Source organism: Pseudomonas arsenicoxydans, assembly GCF_006438915.1.
Taxonomy (GTDB): Bacteria; Pseudomonadota; Gammaproteobacteria; order Pseudomonadales; family Pseudomonadaceae; genus Aquipseudomonas; species Aquipseudomonas arsenicoxydans_A.
In genome coordinates, this window is the sequence record NZ_RCZE01000011.1 from 14539 (window position 1) to 31332 (window position 16794).

Annotated in this window: 16 protein-coding genes; 11 read left to right on the forward strand and 5 right to left on the reverse strand. The window is 60.5% G+C overall.

Annotation, left to right across the window (positions count from 1 at the left end; genetic code table 11):
* Nucleotides 1-4 precede the first annotated feature (4 nt).
* The 3 genes from EAH78_RS21760 to EAH78_RS21770 are packed head-to-tail and all read right to left on the reverse strand — an operon-like array spanning nt 5 to nt 2678.
* Nucleotides 5-772, reverse strand: coding sequence for a heme ABC transporter ATP-binding protein (locus tag EAH78_RS21760; RefSeq protein ID WP_140669382.1), 768 nt, complete (start codon nt 770-772; stop codon nt 5-7).
* Nucleotides 772-1755 carry a FecCD family ABC transporter permease gene (locus tag EAH78_RS21765; RefSeq protein ID WP_185045079.1) on the reverse strand — a complete coding sequence of 328 codons (984 nt, stop codon included), beginning with the start codon at nt 1753-1755 and terminating at the stop codon, nt 772-774. The genes EAH78_RS21760 and EAH78_RS21765 overlap by 1 nt, the downstream gene beginning before the upstream one ends.
* A gap of 50 nt (nt 1756-1805) precedes the next feature.
* Nucleotides 1806-2678 carry a heme/hemin ABC transporter substrate-binding protein gene (locus EAH78_RS21770; RefSeq protein WP_140669384.1) on the reverse strand — a complete coding sequence of 291 codons (873 nt, stop codon included), beginning with the start codon at nt 2676-2678 and terminating at the stop codon, nt 1806-1808.
* Nucleotides 2679-2843: 165 nt separating this feature from the next.
* On the opposite strand from EAH78_RS21770, the gene EAH78_RS21775 reads away from it, so the two are divergent.
* Entirely contained in the window at nt 2844-3161 is a 318-nt protein-coding gene (locus EAH78_RS21775) for a Rieske (2Fe-2S) protein (protein WP_140669385.1), read from the forward strand.
* Here the strand turns inward: EAH78_RS21775 and sfsA are convergent.
* Entirely contained in the window at nt 3158-3871 is a 714-nt protein-coding gene (sfsA, locus tag EAH78_RS21780) for a DNA/RNA nuclease SfsA (RefSeq protein WP_140669386.1), read from the reverse strand. The two genes, EAH78_RS21775 and sfsA, sit on opposite strands and share 4 nt — an antisense overlap.
* Nucleotides 3871-5043: a pyridoxal phosphate-dependent aminotransferase gene (locus tag EAH78_RS21785; protein WP_140669387.1), complete on the reverse strand. Its 1173-nt coding sequence runs from the start codon at nt 5041-5043 to the stop codon at nt 3871-3873. The genes sfsA and EAH78_RS21785 overlap by 1 nt, the downstream gene beginning before the upstream one ends.
* A 332-nt stretch (nt 5044-5375) precedes the next feature.
* Between EAH78_RS21785 and dksA the strand changes: the two genes are divergently transcribed.
* The 10 genes from dksA (at nt 5376) to panD (ending at nt 16776) form a co-directional block, all read left to right on the forward strand.
* Entirely contained in the window at nt 5376-5816 is a 441-nt protein-coding gene (gene dksA, locus EAH78_RS21790) for an RNA polymerase-binding protein DksA (protein ID WP_027924150.1), read from the forward strand.
* A 204-nt stretch (nt 5817-6020) separates the two neighbouring features.
* The gene (gene gluQRS / locus EAH78_RS21795; RefSeq protein ID WP_170219151.1) at nt 6021-6905 is read left to right on the forward strand and encodes a tRNA glutamyl-Q(34) synthetase GluQRS; all 885 of its coding nucleotides are present in this window, start codon (nt 6021-6023) and stop codon (nt 6903-6905) included.
* A gap of 77 nt (nt 6906-6982) precedes the next feature.
* On the forward strand, nt 6983-7159 hold the full coding sequence (locus tag EAH78_RS21800) for a hypothetical protein (protein WP_003176118.1): 177 nt from the start codon (nt 6983-6985) through the stop codon (nt 7157-7159).
* Nucleotides 7143-10097 (forward strand): sensor histidine kinase, encoded by a 2955-nt coding sequence (locus EAH78_RS21805; RefSeq protein WP_170219148.1) that lies wholly within the window; start codon nt 7143-7145, stop codon nt 10095-10097. The genes EAH78_RS21800 and EAH78_RS21805 overlap by 17 nt, the downstream gene beginning before the upstream one ends.
* Nucleotides 10098-10119: 22 nt before the next feature.
* On the forward strand, nt 10120-11556 hold the full coding sequence (locus EAH78_RS21810; RefSeq protein WP_140669389.1) for a sigma-54-dependent transcriptional regulator: 1437 nt from the start codon (nt 10120-10122) through the stop codon (nt 11554-11556).
* Between the two features lie 733 nt (nt 11557-12289).
* Nucleotides 12290-13690: a polynucleotide adenylyltransferase PcnB gene (locus EAH78_RS21820; RefSeq protein WP_170219149.1), complete on the forward strand. Its 1401-nt coding sequence runs from the start codon at nt 12290-12292 to the stop codon at nt 13688-13690.
* 3 nt (nt 13691-13693) lie between these two features.
* The gene (gene folK / locus EAH78_RS21825; protein WP_140669391.1) at nt 13694-14179 is read left to right on the forward strand and encodes a 2-amino-4-hydroxy-6-hydroxymethyldihydropteridine diphosphokinase; all 486 of its coding nucleotides are present in this window, start codon (nt 13694-13696) and stop codon (nt 14177-14179) included.
* Nucleotides 14180-14544: 365 nt separating this feature from the next.
* A complete protein-coding gene (gene panB, locus EAH78_RS21835) occupies nt 14545-15345 on the forward strand; it encodes a 3-methyl-2-oxobutanoate hydroxymethyltransferase (protein ID WP_140669392.1) in 801 nt (266 codons plus the stop codon).
* On the forward strand, nt 15342-16202 hold the full coding sequence (gene panC, locus EAH78_RS21840) for a pantoate--beta-alanine ligase (protein WP_140669393.1): 861 nt from the start codon (nt 15342-15344) through the stop codon (nt 16200-16202). Before panB ends, panC begins: the two co-directional genes overlap by 4 nt.
* Nucleotides 16203-16395: 193 nt before the next feature.
* Nucleotides 16396-16776 carry an aspartate 1-decarboxylase gene (gene panD / locus EAH78_RS21845; RefSeq protein WP_003228271.1) on the forward strand — a complete coding sequence of 127 codons (381 nt, stop codon included), beginning with the start codon at nt 16396-16398 and terminating at the stop codon, nt 16774-16776.
* Nucleotides 16777-16794: the final 18 nt, after the last annotated feature.

A 16794-nucleotide genomic window follows, 5' to 3' on the forward strand; every position in this document is an offset into this window, starting at 1 on the left:
AGTCTCAGCGGGCGATGATCAGCGGATGCCCACGCTCCGGATGCTGCTGCACCAACACTTCCAGCCCGAACACGGCCTTGAGCGGCTCGGGTTTCAGGACCTGCTCCGGCGTGTCCAATGCCACCGGTCGCCCGCCCTCAAGCAGTAACAGTCGATCACAATAACGCGCCGCCAGGTTCAGATCATGCAGGATGACCAATACGGCCGCGCCGCGATCGGCAAACTCGCGCACCGCTTGCAGGGTGGTGTGCTGATGCAGCGGGTCGAGCATCGAGGTCGGCTCATCAAGTAATAGCGTCTGCCCCGCCTCACCCGGCCAGAGTTGCGCCAGCACTCGGGCCAGATGAACCCGCTGACGCTCACCGCCGGACAAGGCCAGATAGCTGCGACCACTCAGGTGCCCGGCATCGGCGGCGTGTAGCGCGGCGGCGACAATCTCGTCATCGCGTACTCGCCCACTTTGATGAGGCAAACGCCCCATACCCACCACTTCTTCGACGCGAAAGGCAAAGTCCAGGGTCGACACCTGCGGCAGCACCGCCAGTCGCTGCGCGCGCAGCGGAGCCGCCCAGTGACGCAACTCGCGATCATCGAGCCAGACGCTTCCATGGTCGCCGTGCAATTCGCCGCACAAGGCACCGAGCAAGGTACTTTTACCGGCGCCATTGGGGCCGAGCACGCCCAGCACTTCACCCGGCCGAAGCTCAAGCGTGATGTCCGACAGCACAGTCTTGGTACCTCGACGGATGTGCAGGTTCTGCGTGCGCAACATCAGGCGCGCCTCCGGAGCAACAAGAACAGAAAAAACGGCGCACCGATAAAGGCCGTAACAATGCCGATCGGCAGTTCGGCCGGTGCCAGGGCCAGTCGCGCCACCAGATCGGCAAACAATAGAAGACTGGCACCGGCAAGCACCGAGGCTGGCAACAACACGCGATGATCAGGACCAGCGAGCAAGCGCACGAGGTGCGGCACCACCAGACCGACAAACCCGATCATCCCCGCCGCCGCCACCGCCGCACCAACCCCCAACGCCGTACAGAACACCAACTCGCGCTTGAGCCCTTCGACGTCGATGCCCAGATGACCGGCCTCCGATTCCCCCAGCAACAACGCATTCAAGGCCTTGGCCCGACGCGGCAACCAGAGCGCCACACCCGCGCTGACCAGCAACAACGGCCAGAGCCGCGCGTAACTCGCGCCGTTGAGGCTGCCCAGATTCCAGAACGTCAGCGTACGCAGGGTCGCGTCGTCGGCCAGATAAGTGAACAAACCCACCGCCGAGCCCGCCAGCGCGGTCAACGCGATACCGGCCAACAGCATTGTCGCGACGTTGGTCTGGCCGTTGCGTCGGCCCAGTCGATACACCAGCGCCGTGACGCCGAGCCCTCCCAGAAACGCGCACACCGATAACAGATAAGGCCCGAAGGACTCCGGCAGACCGCCAAACGCCGAGCCGCCCACAATCGCGATGGCGGCACCCAATGCCGCACCGCTGGATACCCCCACCAACCCCGGGTCGGCCAGCGGGTTACGAAACAGGCCCTGCATTGCCACACCGGAAAGCGCCAGCACACCACCCACCGCCAAACCCAGCAAGGTTCGCGGCAGGCGAATTTGCCCCACGATCAATTCGGCTTGCTCCAGACCGTCCGGTGCAATCGGCAATCCGGCCAGGCGCAGCGCGGCGTGCAAGGTGTCGAGCAACGGCAAACTGACCGGCCCCAGCGCCAGCGACAGCCAGATCGCCAGCACACACAGAAGGCTCAGGCCAAGGAACAACGCACGGGGTTTAACCAGGACGGTCATTGGCCGGCCATGCCGGGAAAGAATCCGTCAGACAGCTTTTTGAGGCTGTCCGGCAACCGAGGGCCGAGCCCACCCACCAACAACGTCGGATCCAGCTCCATGACCCGGCCGTTCTTCGCCGCTCGAGTCGAGGACAACATCGGGTTTTCCTTGAACAACGCAGCCCGCGCCGCATCCCCCGTCAGCGCCCGGTCGGCAAACACCAGCACCTCGGGGTCGAGGCTGATCAGCGATTCGACAGAAAACGGTTTGTAGCCGGTATGCGTGGCCAGGTTGTGACCGCCGGCCTGGCGCAGTAGCCAATCGGCCGCGGTGTCCTTGCCAGCAATCAGCGGTTTGCCGCCCGCGTGCCCAAGCAACAACAGCACACCCGGCGACGGTTGCGTCAGCTGTGCCTTGGTCACGCGGACTTTTTGCTGATCGAGTTGCTCCTGGTAACGCTGGTACGCCTGAACAGCCTGCTCTTCAGCGCCCAGCAACTTGCCCAGATGCAGCAAGTTGCCCTGCAACGTCGGCAGATCCGGTTGCGCCGAGAACAGCTCGACCTGCACCCCTGCATTACGAATCTGCGAGAGCACGGGCGGCGGCCCCATTTCTTCGGTGCCAATGAGGATCTGCGGGCGTAAGCTCAAGATGCCCTCCGCCGACAATTGCCGCTGATAGCCAATGCTAGGCAGCGCCTTGAGACTTTCAGGATGCTGACTGGTGGTGTCGACGCCGACCAGTTTCGACTCGCCGCCCAGTGCGCTCACCCACTCGGATAACGCGCCACCGGCACTGACCCAGCGTTGCGGCAACTCGGCCGCCGCGGCATGGTGACTGACGAGGAGTCCGGCACAGAGCGCAGCAACGCGGGTACTCAGGCGCATAAACAGCTTCCTTAATAGTTTTCCCAGGCATCGAGATGACAGGCCACGTATCCTCGGCGTCTGGCACCTGTACCCGACGGGCAAGGCGGCCATTTGATAATTGTTTGCATTTGAACGTCAAGCTCGGACATATCTGGTCGCGAGACGCTGGACTAGAGGATAGACATGAAGTTTCTTTGTACAGGCGCCGAATTGGCTGACGCCAGCAGTCGCGGTTTCGACATCGATGGGCAGAAGCTCTTCGCCGTTCGCCGGGGCGGCCAGGTCTACGTCTACATCAATCGTTGCCCGCACCGTGGTGTTGGCCTGGAATGGACGCCGGACAGCTTTCTCGACCCCAGCAACAGCCTGATCCAGTGCGCCACCCACGGCGCCCTGTTTCTGATCGAGGACGGCGAGTGCGTTTCGGGCCCCTGCGCCGGCAAGTCACTGACCGCCGTGCCCTGCCGCGAAGATGCGCAAGGCCTCTGGGTCAGCCTTTAACCGTTGAGCAGCACATCCAGACGTCGGTCGACCACCATCTCTTCGTGGCTCAAACGCACCCCATAGGCCAGCACCTCGACACCGCACGCGACGGCCTCACGCAAGGCTGCCGCGTAGGCCGAATCAATTTCTTCTGCAGGACGCACCGCGTCGATGCCGGTCAGGTTGACGCAATACAATTGCACTGCGCGAATCCCGTCCCGGGCCAGGTGCGCCAATTCGCGCAGATGCTTGGCCCCGCGTTGGGTCACCGCGTCGGGAAACGCGGCCACCGATGACCCGTCGAAGCCCAGGGTGACGCTTTTGACCTCTATATAAGCCGGGCCGCTGGGGTATTCGAGACGAAAATCGATGCGGCTGCTTTCCTGTCCGTAGGCGACTTCGCGCTTCAGTTCAGTAAACCCGTTCAGTTCGTTGATGACGCCGGCACGCAACGCCTCTTCAATCAACCCGTTGGCGCGGGCGGTGTTCACGCAAAACAAGCGCCCTTGCGGGGTTTCGCCGACTTCCCAGGTGCCCGGCAACTTGCGCTTGGGGTCGTTGGAGCGGCTGAACCAGACTTGCCCGCCTTCGACCTGACAATTGAGCATCGAGCCCGTGTTAGGACAATGAATGGTCAGCAAGTCGCCGCTAACGGTTTCGATATCGGCGAGAAAACGCTTGTAACGTCGAATCAGGCGCCCTTCTTCGAGGGGAGGATGAAAACGCATCAGCCTTGCCAGCTCTTCAGTCCGCGAGCGATGCGCTCGACCGCTTCCTGCAAACGAGGCAGGCTTTGGGTGTAGGCAAAACGGACGTGGTGCCCGGCCTGATAACGCCCGAAATCCAGCCCCGGGGTAATGGCCACATGTTCGGTTTCGAGGAAGTGTCGGCAGAACGCGAAGGCATCTCCGCCGAACTTGCTGATATCCGCATACAAATAGAACGCCCCTTCCGGCTCCACGGCAATCCCGAAACCCAACTCACGCAGGGCCGGCAGGAGGAAATCGCGACGACGACCAAATTCGGCGCGGCGCTCTTCGAGAATGCTGATGGTCGCTGGCTCAAAACAGGCCAGAGCAGCGTATTGAGCCATGCTCGGCGCACTGATGTAGAGATTTTGCGCGAGTTTTTCCAGCTCGCCGACGGCCGCTTCCGGCGCCACCAGCCAGCCGAGACGCCAACCGGTCATGCCGAAATACTTGGAGAAGCTGTTGAGCACGAACGCGCTGTCATCGACTTCCAGCACGCTGGCGGCGTCGGTGCCGTAGGTCAGGCCGTGATAGATCTCGTCCACCACCAGATGGCCGTGACGAACCTTGATCGCTGCAGACAGCCCCGCCAGTTCGTCGCGGGTCAGGATGGTCCCGGTTGGGTTGGCCGGGGACGCGACCAATGCGCCGACGCTGTCGTGGTCCCAATGCCGTGCGACCAGATCTGGCGTCAGTTGATAACGCACGTCCGGACCGACAGGAACCAGCTGCGCCGCGCCTTCCACTAGTCGCAGGAAGTGCCGGTTGCAGGGATAGCCCGGATCCGCCAGCAGCCAGTGTTTGCCCGGGTCCACCAGCAAGGCGCTGGCCAGCAACAAAGCGCCCGAACCACCGGGGGTGATAAGGATGCGCTTGGGGTCAATGTTCAACCCGTAACGCTGTTGATAAAAATTGGAGATGGCCTCGCGCAACTCGGGAATGCCCCGCGCGGCGGTGTAACGGGTCTTCCCCGCCGTCAATGCGGCCTGGCCGGCCTGGATGATCGGCTCGGCGGTGGTGAAATCCGGCTCGCCGATTTCCAGGTGGATCACGTCGTGGCCTGCGGCCTGCAATTCATTGGCCCGCGCCAGCAGCGCCATGACATGGAAAGGTTCGATCGCACGACTGCGAGCACTGTAGGACTGGGCCATTAGCCTTCCTTCGACGGGAAAAGAACCGATTCTACCCAAGCGCAGGAACGAGCGAGAACCTAAAGCGGTCACACCCCTTAGAACCCTGGCCATAAACGACTCAAGCGAGTACCCCAGGTTTGACTAAAATCAATATTTGATCAGGCCTCCAACACCACCAGGCAAGGCTTTGCAATGATTTGCAAGCCCAACGGGCCACTACCTCGACATCCGGGAGTAGCGCGCCCCGATTTGATCTGGTAAGTTCGCCCGCTTGCAGCCGCAGGGCCGGCAGGTGTCGGTGATGGAGCAATCCTGCGCAATGGATTACAAGAGTAGAGGCGGTCTATTTCATGTCCACCCAAGCAAAGCAGCAAACCACGACGATCAGCGGCTTCGAACCCTACAAAGAAGTTAAGGGCGAGGAGTACATGGGCAAGCCCATGCGCGCTCACTTCACCAAGATCCTGAACAAGTGGAAACAGGACTTGATGCAGGAAGTCGACCGTACGGTTGATCACATGAAGGACGAAGCGGCCAACTTCCCGGACCCGGCAGACCGTGCCAGCCAGGAAGAAGAGTTCAGCCTCGAGCTGCGTGCCCGCGACCGCGAGCGCAAGCTGATCAAGAAGATCGACAAGACGCTTCAGCTGATCGAAGACGAAGAATATGGCTGGTGCGAGTCCTGCGGCGTCGAGATCGGCGTCAAGCGACTGGAAGCCCGCCCTACCGCCGACATGTGCGTTGACTGCAAGACCCTGGCGGAAATCAAGGAAAAGCAAGTCGGCAAGTAACATCGACTTGAACGAAAAACGGAGCGTGCGAACGCTCCGTTTTTGTTTCTGATATTTGCTGATACCTGTTGTGACTTTAAAATCGCCATCGCGAGCAAGCTCGGCTCCTACAGGAGATTTGTAGGAGCCGAGCCTGCTCGCGATGGCGGTATCAAGCCGTACGCTCACTCGGCGCCAACAAAGTAATATCCAGCCATGACTGCCATCACCTCTCCCTACATCGGGCGCTTCGCCCCCACGCCCAGTGGCCATTTGCATTTTGGTTCGCTGGTCGCCGCGCTGGCCTCGTACCTCGACGCCCGCTCGGTGGGTGGTCGCTGGCTGATGCGCATGGAAGACCTCGACCCGCCACGGGAAGAACCCGGCGCTCAGGCAGCGATTCTCAAGGCACTGGAAAGCTACGGTTTTGAGTGGGACGGCGAAATGGTCCGCCAGAGCGATCGCCACGAGGCGTACGCCGAAGTGCTCAATCGCCTGTTCAATCACGGCCTCGCTTACGCCTGCACCTGCTCGCGCAAACAACTGGAGCCGTATCACGGCATTTATCCAGGGCTGTGCCGCAACGCCGGCCATGCCACTGAAGACGCGGCCATTCGCCTGCGCGTACCCGAACTGGAATACCACTTCATCGACCGCGTCCAAGGCGAATACCGCCAACATTTGGGTCGCGAGGTCGGCGATTTCGTGATTCGCCGTCGCGACGGGCTCTACGCTTATCAACTGGCGGTGGTGCTGGACGATGCTTGGCAAGGCATCACCGACATCGTGCGCGGCGCCGACCTGCTGGACTCCACGCCGAGACAGCTCTATCTGCAGGAATTGCTCGGCCTGCGGCAACCGCGTTACCTGCACATCCCGCTGATCACCCAGCCCGATGGCAACAAACTCGGCAAGTCCTACCGCTCGCCACCGCTGACCGAAGATCAGGCAACGCCTTTATTACTGCGGGCATTGCGTGCGCTCGGGCAAAAACCCGGCACCGAACTGGCTTACGCCAGCCCGCAGGAAGTGTTGAATTGGGGCATTGCCCACTGGGATGCGTCGCATATCCCGCGCACACTGAACCTGCCCGAGGCGCAACTGCAGTGATCGCACTTGCAGTGGCGCGCCCATCCGTTACCATCGCCGCACGTTTTCGGGCACGCGCATAAAAAAGAGAGGCCGGGATGTACATCTATCGCTTGGTCCTGCTCCTGGTAGTGGGGATTTATCTGTTTTCCCCGGCCATCATGGATTGGTGGATCGACGCCACTGGCGCCTGGTATCGCCCTTATTTGCTCTGGCTGATTCTGATCGTCGTGACCTTCATCCTGCAGAGCCAAAAAGATGCCGATGAGCTTTAGCCTGACCCAGATGATCCTGATCAGCGCCGCCTACCTGGCGGTGCTGTTCGGCGTGGCCTGGGTCAGTGAACGGGGCATGATCCCCCGGGCGATCATTCGCCACCCGTTGACCTACACCCTGTCATTGGGCGTTTACGCCAGTGCCTGGGCGTTTTACGGCACGGTGGGCCTGGCCTATCAGTACGGCTACGGCTTCTTGTCCAGCTACCTCGGGGTCTCCGGCGCATTCTTGCTGGCGCCGGTGTTGCTGTACCCGATCCTGAAAATCACCCGCACCTATCAACTGTCGTCGCTGGCCGACCTGTTCGCGTTCCGTTTCCGCAGCACATGGGCCGGCGCGCTGACCACGATTTTCATGCTGATCGGCGTGTTGCCCCTGCTGGCCTTGCAGATTCAAGCGGTCGCCGACTCCATCGGCATCCTCACCCGCGAACCGGTGCAGCATCGGGTCGCCCTGAGCTTCTGCGCACTGATTACCCTGTTCACGATCTTCTTTGGCTCGCGCCACATCGCGACCCGCGAGAAACATGAAGGCCTGGTGTTCGCCATTGCGTTCGAGTCGGTGATCAAGCTGATCGCCATCGGCGGCGTCGGCCTGTATGCGTTGTACGGCGTGTTCGACGGCCCGCAACAGCTGGAACTGTGGCTGCTGCAAAACCAGACCGCCCTCGCCGCCCTGCACACACCGCTGCAAGAAGGGCCGTGGCGGACGCTGCTGCTGGTGTTCTTCGCTTCGGCGATTGTGATGCCGCACATGTATCACATGACCTTTACCGAAAACCTCAACCCGCGCTCGCTGGTCAGTGCGAGCTGGGGCTTGCCGCTGTTCCTGCTGCTGATGAGCCTGGCAGTGCCGCTGATTCTCTGGGCCGGCCTGAAACTCGGTGCCACCACCAACCCCGAATACTTCACGCTCGGCATCGGCATCGCCGCCAACAGCAAAGCCTTGGCACTTTTGGCGTACGTCGGCGGCCTGTCAGCGGCGAGTGGCCTGATCATCGTCACCACCCTGGCACTGTCCGGGATGGCCCTGAACCACTTGGTGTTGCCGCTCTATCAGCCACCGGCCGAAGGCAACATCTACCGCTGGCTGAAGTGGACCCGCCGCGCCCTGATCGTTGCGATCATCATGGCCGGCTACGGTTTCTACCTGCTGCTGGGTGCAGAACAGGATCTGGCGAACCTCGGCATCGTCGCGTTTGTCGCCACGTTGCAGTTCCTGCCCGGTGTCCTGTCGGTTCTGTACTGGCCGACCGCCAACCGCCGCGGCTTCATTGCCGGTTTGCTGGCCGGGATCCTGGTGTGGCTGGTGACCATGCTGCTGCCGCTGGTGGGCAATCTGCAGGGTTTCTACATCCCGCTGCTGAACATGATCTACGTGCTGGACGACACCAGTTGGCACATGGCGGCGATTGCCTCGCTGGCCGCCAATGTGCTGATGTTCACCCTGATCTCGCTGTTCACCAACGCCAGCCCGGAAGAAGCCAGCGCCGCCGAGGCCTGCGCCGTGGACAACGTACGTCGCCCGCAACGCCGCGAGCTGCACGCCGCGTCGCCGCAGGAATTCGCCACGCAGCTGGCAAAACCCTTGGGTGCCAAGGCGGCACAGAAAGAAGTCGAACAGGCATTGCGCGATCTCTATCTGCCGTTCGACGAGCGCCGGCCTTACGCCTTGCGCCGCCTGCGTGACCGCATCGAAGCCAACCTGTCCGGCCTGATGGGCCCGAGTGTGGCGCAGGACATGGTCGAAACGTTCCTGCCCTATAAGGCCGGCGGCGAGAACTATGTCACCGAAGACATTCACTTCATCGAAAGTCGCCTTGAGGATTACCACTCGCGCCTGACCGGCCTGGCCGCCGAGCTCGATGCCCTGCGCCGCTACCATCGCCAGACCTTGCAGGAACTGCCAATGGGTGTCTGCTCTCTGGCCAAGGATCAGGAAATCCTCATGTGGAACAAAGCCATGGAGGAGCTGACCGGGATTGCCGCGCAACGTGTGGTTGGCTCACGCCTGAGCACCATTGCCGATCCGTGGAAAGAATTGCTACAGGGCTTCATCAACCTGCCGGACGAGCATTTGCACAAACAGCACCTGGCCCTCGACGGCCAGACCCGCTGGCTGAACCTGCACAAAGCGGCGATCGACGAACCGCTCGCACCGGGCAATAGTGGCTTGGTGTTACTGGTGGAAGACCTGACCGAAACCCAGATGCTCGAAGACAAACTGGTGCACTCCGAACGCCTTGCCAGCATCGGTCGACTCGCCGCGGGCGTGGCCCATGAAATCGGCAACCCGATCACCGGCATCGCCTGCCTGGCGCAGAACCTGCGCGAAGAACGCGAAGACGATGGCGAGCTGAAGGAAATCAGCGGACAGATCCTCGAGCAGACCAAACGCGTGTCGCGCATCGTTCAATCGCTGATGAGCTTCGCCCACGCCGGCAGTCATCAGCACAGCGATGAGCCCGTCTGTCTGGCCGAAGTGGCCCAGGATGCCATCGGTTTGCTGGCCCTGAACCGACGCAATTTCGAAGTGCAGTTTTACAACCTGTGCGACCCCGATCACTGGTGCGAAGGCGACCCTCAACGGCTCGCACAAGTACTGATCAACCTGCTCTCAAACGCCCGCGACGCCTCGCCTCCAGGCAGCGCGGTGCGGGTAAAAAGTGAAGCCGGCGAACACACGGTCGACCTGATCGTGGAAGACGAAGGCAGCGGTATTCCGAAGAACATCATGGATAGATTGTTCGAACCTTTCTTCACCACCAAGGATCCTGGCGAAGGCACCGGTCTGGGCCTTGCACTGGTCTATTCCATCGTTGAAGAGCATTATGGACAAATCACCATCGACAGCCCGGCTGATGTTCAAAGCCAACGCGGCACCCGTATCCGGGTGACCTTGCCGCGTCATGTCGAAGCGACGTCCGCTGTGAACTGAGACCGTCGAGAGTATCGAATCAATGCCGCACATTTTGATCGTCGAAGACGAAACAATTATCCGCTCCGCCTTGCGCCGCCTGCTGGAACGTAACCAGTACCAGGTCAGCGAAGCCGGTTCAGTGCAGGAAGCACAAGAACGCTTCACCGTTCCCACGTTCGACCTGATCGTCAGTGACCTGCGTCTGCCGGGCGCACCGGGCACCGAGTTGATCAAACTCGGCCAAGGCACGCCGGTGCTGATCATGACCAGCTACGCCAGCCTGCGTTCGGCGGTCGACTCGATGAAGATGGGCGCGGTGGATTACATCGCCAAGCCTTTCGATCACGATGAAATGCTCCAGGCTGTCGCCCGTATCCTGCGCGACCGGCAATCGTTGCCGGCCGGTGGCGAAGCGCCTGCCGGCAAAGCTACCAACGGCGCGGCGAAAGCGGGCGTCGATAACAGCAACGGCGAAATCGGCATTATCGGCTCATGCCCGCCGATGCAGGACCTTTACAGCAAAATCCGTAAAGTCGCGCCGACCGATTCCAACGTGTTGATCCAGGGCGAATCCGGCACCGGTAAAGAACTGGTGGCGCGCGCGCTGCACAACCTGTCCAAGCGCGCCAAGGCGCCGATGATTTCGGTGAACTGCGCGGCCATCCCGGAAAGCCTGATCGAGTCCGAGCTGTTCGGTCACGAAAAAGGTGCGTTCACCGGCGCCAGCGCCGGGCGTGCCGGTCTGGTGGAAGCAGCCGACGGCGGCACCCTGTTCCTCGACGAGATCGGCGAACTGCCCTTGGAGGCCCAGGCTCGCCTGCTGCGCGTGTTGCAGGAAGGCGAAATTCGCCGGGTGGGTTCGGTGCAATCGCAGAAGGTCGACGTTCGTTTGATCGCCGCGACGCACCGGGACCTCAAGAGCCTGGCAAAAATCGGCCAGTTCCGTGAAGACTTGTATTACCGCCTCCACGTGATCGCCCTGAAACTGCCAGCCTTGCGTGAGCGTGGTGCGGACGTCAACGAAATCGCCAATGCCTTCCTGGCGCGACAGAGCGCGCGGGTCAACCGCACCGATCTGAAATTCGCCCCGGATGCCGAGCAGGCCATTCGTCATTACTCCTGGCCCGGTAACGTTCGCGAGCTGGAAAATGCTGTCGAGCGCGCGGTCATCCTGTGCGAGAGCCCGGAGATTTCTGCCGAGCTGCTGGGTATCGACATCGAACTGAGCGGCCTGGAAGAGGACGAGTTCATCGGCCTGGCACCGCAACAGGGCAACAATGGCAGCAACTCCAGCCATGAGCCGACCGAAGACTTGTCACTGGAAGACTACTTCCAGCATTTCGTCCTCGAGCATCAGGACCACATGACCGAGACCGAGCTGGCACGCAAACTCGGGGTCAGCCGCAAATGCCTGTGGGAGCGTCGTCAGCGCTTGGGCATTCCGCGGCGCAAGACCGGGGTCGCCAGCGAAAGCTGAATGTCACCTGTCCGAGGTGTGGGTAACACGTGACTTCGTGAAAAAACTGTTACCCCAGATTTTTCACGTAACAGAAGCCGGGGCTTACGGTAACGAAGCCCCGGCTTTTTTTGGCCTTGGAAAACCCCACCGACCGACCTAACCCCTTGTTTTACTGGGGTTCGCAAAAGTTGGCACGCACCCTGCTATATGTTTGGTACAAGAACAATAACAAGCAATGCATAACATAATAAAAATAAGACGAATCGACTCACGCACAATAAAAACAAGACGGCGAGAGGCGCAGCTAACTGATTCTTTTGGAGAGGCGTTGTATTTGGGGCTTGCCCCACGACCAGGCCGAGAATAATAAAAAACTGTCCTAAGGCAGTGCCTGAACTGGTTGGATCGCAAGATCACTGCAGCACAGCGACCAAAGCAATCCGTTTGCTCTTGGCTCCCGATTGGGAGGGTCATGAAGGAAAAGCTTCATGACGAGGGCACTTAACAAAAACAAAAAGCCCGAAATCAATAATAAAAATAGAGCATGCAACTACTTCTTGGGGAGCTTCGGCTCCCCTTGTAGTTTCTACGATTTACCCCCCAATTCTGCAGTGTTCTCTGCTTTAAGCCTGCGGCTTACAGCTCATATCTGCTGTCTCCTACACCATCCCTCGACTAAATGCTAGAATCCCCGCCCATCATGCGGTCATTCTTCTGTTATGGCCGAACATTCCTTCAAACAGTGCATCCCATGCTGAAGAAGCTGTTCCAGTCATTCCGTTCTCCCAAGCGTCATACGCAACACATTCGCAGTACGCCTGAAGTGCTCAACAGCGGCCAACACTCGCTGCAAAAGGCCCAATTCAGCCGTTACGCGGTGAATATCGTCGAACGCCTGCAGAACGCCGGTTACCAGGCTTACCTGGTCGGCGGCTGCGTGCGTGACATGCTGCTCGGCATCACGCCGAAAGATTTCGACGTCGCCACCAGTGCCACACCTGAACAGGTGCGCGCCGAATTCCGCAACGCGCGGATCATTGGTCGCCGCTTCAAACTGGTGCATATCCACTTCGGTCGCGAAATCATCGAAGTGGCGACCTTCCGCGCCAATCACCCGCAAAACGACGAGGAAGAAGACAGCAACCAGTCTTCCCGTAATGAAAGCGGGCGCATCCTGCGCGATAACGTCTACGGCACTCTGGAAGAAGACGCGCAACGCCGCGACTTCACCATCAATGCCCTGTATTACGATCCGGTCAGCGAGCGCATTCTCGATTACGCCAACGGCGTACACGACATCCGCAATCACCTGATCCGCCTGATTGGCGACCCGAAACAGCGCTACCAGGAAGACCCGGTGCGGATGCTGCGGGCCGTGCGATTTGCCGCCAAGCTGAATTTCGGTATCGAGAAACACAGCGCCGCGCCGATTCGCGAACTGGCACCGATGCTGCGCGAGATCCCGTCGGCGCGTCTGTTCGAAGAAGTGCTCAAGTTGTTCCTCTCCGGCCACGCCGCGGACACTTTCGAGATGCTGGTCGACTTGCAGCTGTTCGATCCGCTGTTCCCGGCCAGTGCCGAAGCGCTGGAATACAACCCGACGTACACCCACACCCTGATCAGCGATGCACTGGTCAACACGGACCTGCGCATCAAGCAGAACAAACCGGTCACCCCGGCGTTCCTGTTTGCCGCCCTGTTGTGGCCTGCCCTGCCGGCTCGCGTACTGCGCCTGCAAGAACGCGGAATGCCGCCGATTCCGGCGATGCAGGAAGCGGCTCACGAGCTGATTGCCGAACAGTGCCAGCGCATTGCTATCCCGAAACGCTTCACCATGCCGATCCGCGAGATCTGGGACATGCAGGAGCGCCTGCCACGCCGTAGCGGCAAGCGCGCTGATCTGTTGCTGGAGAATCCACGCTTCCGTGCCGGTTACGACTTCCTGCTGCTGCGCGAAAGCGCTGGAGAGCAGACCGATGGCCTGGGCGAATGGTGGACGGATTATCAGGACGCCAACGACAGCGAACGTCGCGACATGATCCGCGACCTCAGCGGCAAGGAAGACGGCACCGGGGCACCGCGCAAACGTCGCCGCAGCGGTGGCGCCAAGCGTAAACGCGCCGCCGGTGCACCGAGCGTCTCGGGCGAGTAATCCATGGAACGCATCTACATCGGCATGGGCAGCAATCTGGCTGACCCCGCCGAACAATTGCGCAGCGCCGTCGAAGCGCTGGTGCAATTACCGCAGACCGAGCTGGTCGGGGTGTCCGCGTTTTATCAAAGCGACTCGCTGCTACCCGGCCAACCGCGTTACACCAACGCGGTCGCCGCCCTCGACAGCACACTCGCGCCGCTGGACCTGCTCGATGCGCTGCAAGCCATTGAGAACGGGCAGGGTCGCGAGCGCCTTGAGCGCTGGGGGCCTCGCACGCTGGATCTTGACATCGTGTTGTTTGGCGATCGACTGATCGACGAGCCTCGGCTCAAGGTTCCGCATTACCACCTGCAGGAACGGGCCTTCGTCCTGTATCCACTGGCCGAACTGGCGCCTGTGGATTTGCGTCTGGCCGATGGCCGCACGCTGAAGGATTTACTCGCAGCCTGCCCGTTCGTCGGCCTGGAACGCCTCCCTAAAGATTGACGCAAATCTAGTGTGGGAGCGGGCTTGCTCGCGAATGCGGTGTGTCATTCAGCTTAATCGTTGACTGACACACCGCATTCGCGAGCAAGCCCGCTCCCACATTGTTTTTTGTGTTGAACACAAAATCTGATGCTGAATCGCATCAGTTACCCCGGTAACACCCCTGTCGTAACAATGCGGTAACACATGCAATTGACTTCCCGAGTTCTCCTCACGACTATAGGCGTCCCGCTGCCGCCAACACGGCGTTGAAGGGCGCAATCCAGGCCGTAAAAGCACGACAACAGACCGTGCGCCTGTATTTAACGAAGAATCACGCGCGTTACTCGCAGTAGTTTCCACAGCGCCTGAATGAGGATCTTTTCATGCCAGCCATCACCCTGACCACTCTGCAAGGTCTCAAGCAAAAAGGTGAAAAAATCACCATGCTGACCTGCTATGACGCGACCTTCGCCCACGCCTGTAATGAGGCTGGCGTCGAAGTGCTGCTGGTGGGCGACTCCCTCGGCATGGTTTTGCAGGGTCACGACAGCACCCTGCCCGTGACGACCGCTGAGATGGCTTACCACGTTGCAGCCGTCAAACGCGGCAACACCGATGCGCTCATCCTCGCCGACCTTCCCTTCATGGCCTACGCCACCACCGAACAAACCATGACCAACAGTGCCTTGCTGATGCAGGCCGGTGCACACATGGTCAAGGTAGAAGGTGCACTGTGGCTGGCGGACTCGATTCGCCTGCTGGCCGAACGCGGCATCCCGGTGTGTGCGCACCTGGGCCTGACGCCGCAATCGGTGAACATCCTCGGCGGTTACAAAGTCCAGGGCCGCAACGAAAACCAGGCGCGGCAGATGCGTGCCGACGCAATTTCGCTGGAGCAGGCCGGCGCCGCCATGCTGCTGCTTGAATGCGTGCCCAGCGAACTGGCTGAAGAAATCACCCAGGCCGTGAAGATCCCGGTCATTGGTATCGGCGCCGGCAGCGGCACCGACGGCCAGGTGCTGGTCCTGCACGACATGCTGGGCTTGTCGATTACCGGTCGCGTGCCAAAATTCGTGAAGAACTTCATGACCGGCCAGCCGACCCTTCAAGCAGCCCTGAGTGCTTACGTGACTGAAGTCAAAGCGGCGACTTTCCCAGGTATCGAACACGGATTCTCTGCATGAACACCGTAAAAACCGTACGCGAACTGCGGGCCGCCGTGGCCCGCGCCCGCAGCGAAGGCAAGCGCATCGGCTTCGTGCCGACCATGGGCAACCTGCACAGCGGTCATATCGCGCTGATCACCAAAGCCTCCCAACGGGTAGATTTTGTGGTCGCGAGCATTTTCGTCAACCCGCTGCAATTCGGCGCCGGTGAAGACCTCGACAAGTACCCGCGCACCCTCGCCGCTGACCAGGAGAAACTGCTCCAGGCCGGTTGCCATTTGCTGTTCGCGCCCACCGTTGAGGAAATGTACCCGGACGGCATGGCCGGCCAAACGCGCGTCAGCGTTCCACTGCTGTCTGAAGGCCTGTGCGGCGCCAGCCGTCCGGGGCATTTTGAAGGTGTGGCGACGGTGGTCAGCAAGTTGTTCAACATGGTCCAGCCGGATCTGGCGATCTTTGGCCAGAAAGACTTCCAGCAACTGGCGGTCATTAAATCCCTGGTGCATGACCTGAACATGCCGATTCAAATCATTGGCGAACCAACTGTGCGTGCGGCCGATGGCCTGGCGCTGTCGTCGCGCAATGGCTTCCTCAGCGAAGAACAGCGCGCCGTGGCACCAGTGGTCTATCGCACCCTGAGTTCGATTGCCGACGAGATCAGACAGGGTGGTCGGGATTTCCCGGCGCTGATCGACGCGCAAATCAAGCAGCTCGAAGCCGCGGGATTGCGCACCGACTACCTGGAAATTCGCCATGGGCTGACCTTGCGCCCGGCGACACCGGAAGATCGTGACCTGGTGATTCTGGTCGCGGCGTTCCTGGGCACCACGCGGTTGATCGACAACCTGCACCTGAACCTCGACGCGCTCGCATAAACACCACCCCCCTGTAGGAGCCGAGCTTGCTCGCGATGACGAAGGCACATCCAATACAGGATGTGACTGAAATATCGCCATCGCGAGCAGCTCGGCTCCTACAGAGTTCTGCACTGGCTCCCACCCTGTATTGCTGCCTCCAAAGCCTTCGGGCAAACTGCCCGCCGTTCGATTCCGACCTGGGGAAACACTCATGCACGCCATCATGCTCAAGGCCAAGCTGCATCGCGCCGAAGTTACCCACGCTGTACTTGATTACGAAGGCTCCTGCGCCATCGACGGCGAATGGCTGGACTTGTCCGGCATCCGTGAATACGAACAAATCCAGATCTATAACGTCGACAACGGCGAACGCTTCACCACCTACGCCATCCGTGGCGAGGAAGGCTCGCGCATGATTTCGGTCAACGGCGCCGCTGCCCATAAGGCCAAGGTCGGCGACCGCGTGATCATCTGTGCTTACGCTCATTACAGCGAAGCCGAGCTGCTCAACTTCAAGCCGCGCATGCTCTACATGGCACCGGGCAATGAACTGAGCCATACCAGCAATGCCATTCCGGTCCAGGTCGCCTGATCGAGCCGCAGTCCTGTC

What these genes read in the sequence shown, in the direction of transcription:
- EAH78_RS21760 (WP_140669382.1), bottom strand. Translation starts at nt 772, where the DNA reads ATGTTGCGCACGCAGAACCTGCACATCCGTCGAGGTACCAAGACTGTG.
- EAH78_RS21770 (WP_140669384.1), bottom strand. Translation starts at nt 2,678, where the DNA reads ATGCGCCTGAGTACCCGCGTTGCTGCGCTCTGTGCCGGACTCCTCGTC.
- EAH78_RS21775 (WP_140669385.1), top strand. Translation starts at nt 2,844, where the DNA reads ATGAAGTTTCTTTGTACAGGCGCCGAATTGGCTGACGCCAGCAGTCGC.
- sfsA (WP_140669386.1), bottom strand. Translation starts at nt 3,871, where the DNA reads ATGCGTTTTCATCCTCCCCTCGAAGAAGGGCGCCTGATTCGACGTTAC.
- EAH78_RS21785 (WP_140669387.1), bottom strand. Translation starts at nt 5,043, where the DNA reads ATGGCCCAGTCCTACAGTGCTCGCAGTCGTGCGATCGAACCTTTCCAT.
- dksA (WP_027924150.1), top strand. Translation starts at nt 5,376, where the DNA reads ATGTCCACCCAAGCAAAGCAGCAAACCACGACGATCAGCGGCTTCGAA.
- EAH78_RS21800 (WP_003176118.1), top strand. Translation starts at nt 6,983, where the DNA reads ATGTACATCTATCGCTTGGTCCTGCTCCTGGTAGTGGGGATTTATCTG.
- EAH78_RS21805 (WP_170219148.1), top strand. Translation starts at nt 7,143, where the DNA reads ATGCCGATGAGCTTTAGCCTGACCCAGATGATCCTGATCAGCGCCGCC.
- EAH78_RS21810 (WP_140669389.1), top strand. Translation starts at nt 10,120, where the DNA reads ATGCCGCACATTTTGATCGTCGAAGACGAAACAATTATCCGCTCCGCC.
- EAH78_RS21820 (WP_170219149.1), top strand. Translation starts at nt 12,290, where the DNA reads ATGCTGAAGAAGCTGTTCCAGTCATTCCGTTCTCCCAAGCGTCATACG.
- folK (WP_140669391.1), top strand. Translation starts at nt 13,694, where the DNA reads ATGGAACGCATCTACATCGGCATGGGCAGCAATCTGGCTGACCCCGCC.
- panB (WP_140669392.1), top strand. Translation starts at nt 14,545, where the DNA reads ATGCCAGCCATCACCCTGACCACTCTGCAAGGTCTCAAGCAAAAAGGT.
- panC (WP_140669393.1), top strand. Translation starts at nt 15,342, where the DNA reads ATGAACACCGTAAAAACCGTACGCGAACTGCGGGCCGCCGTGGCCCGC.
- panD (WP_003228271.1), top strand. Translation starts at nt 16,396, where the DNA reads ATGCACGCCATCATGCTCAAGGCCAAGCTGCATCGCGCCGAAGTTACC.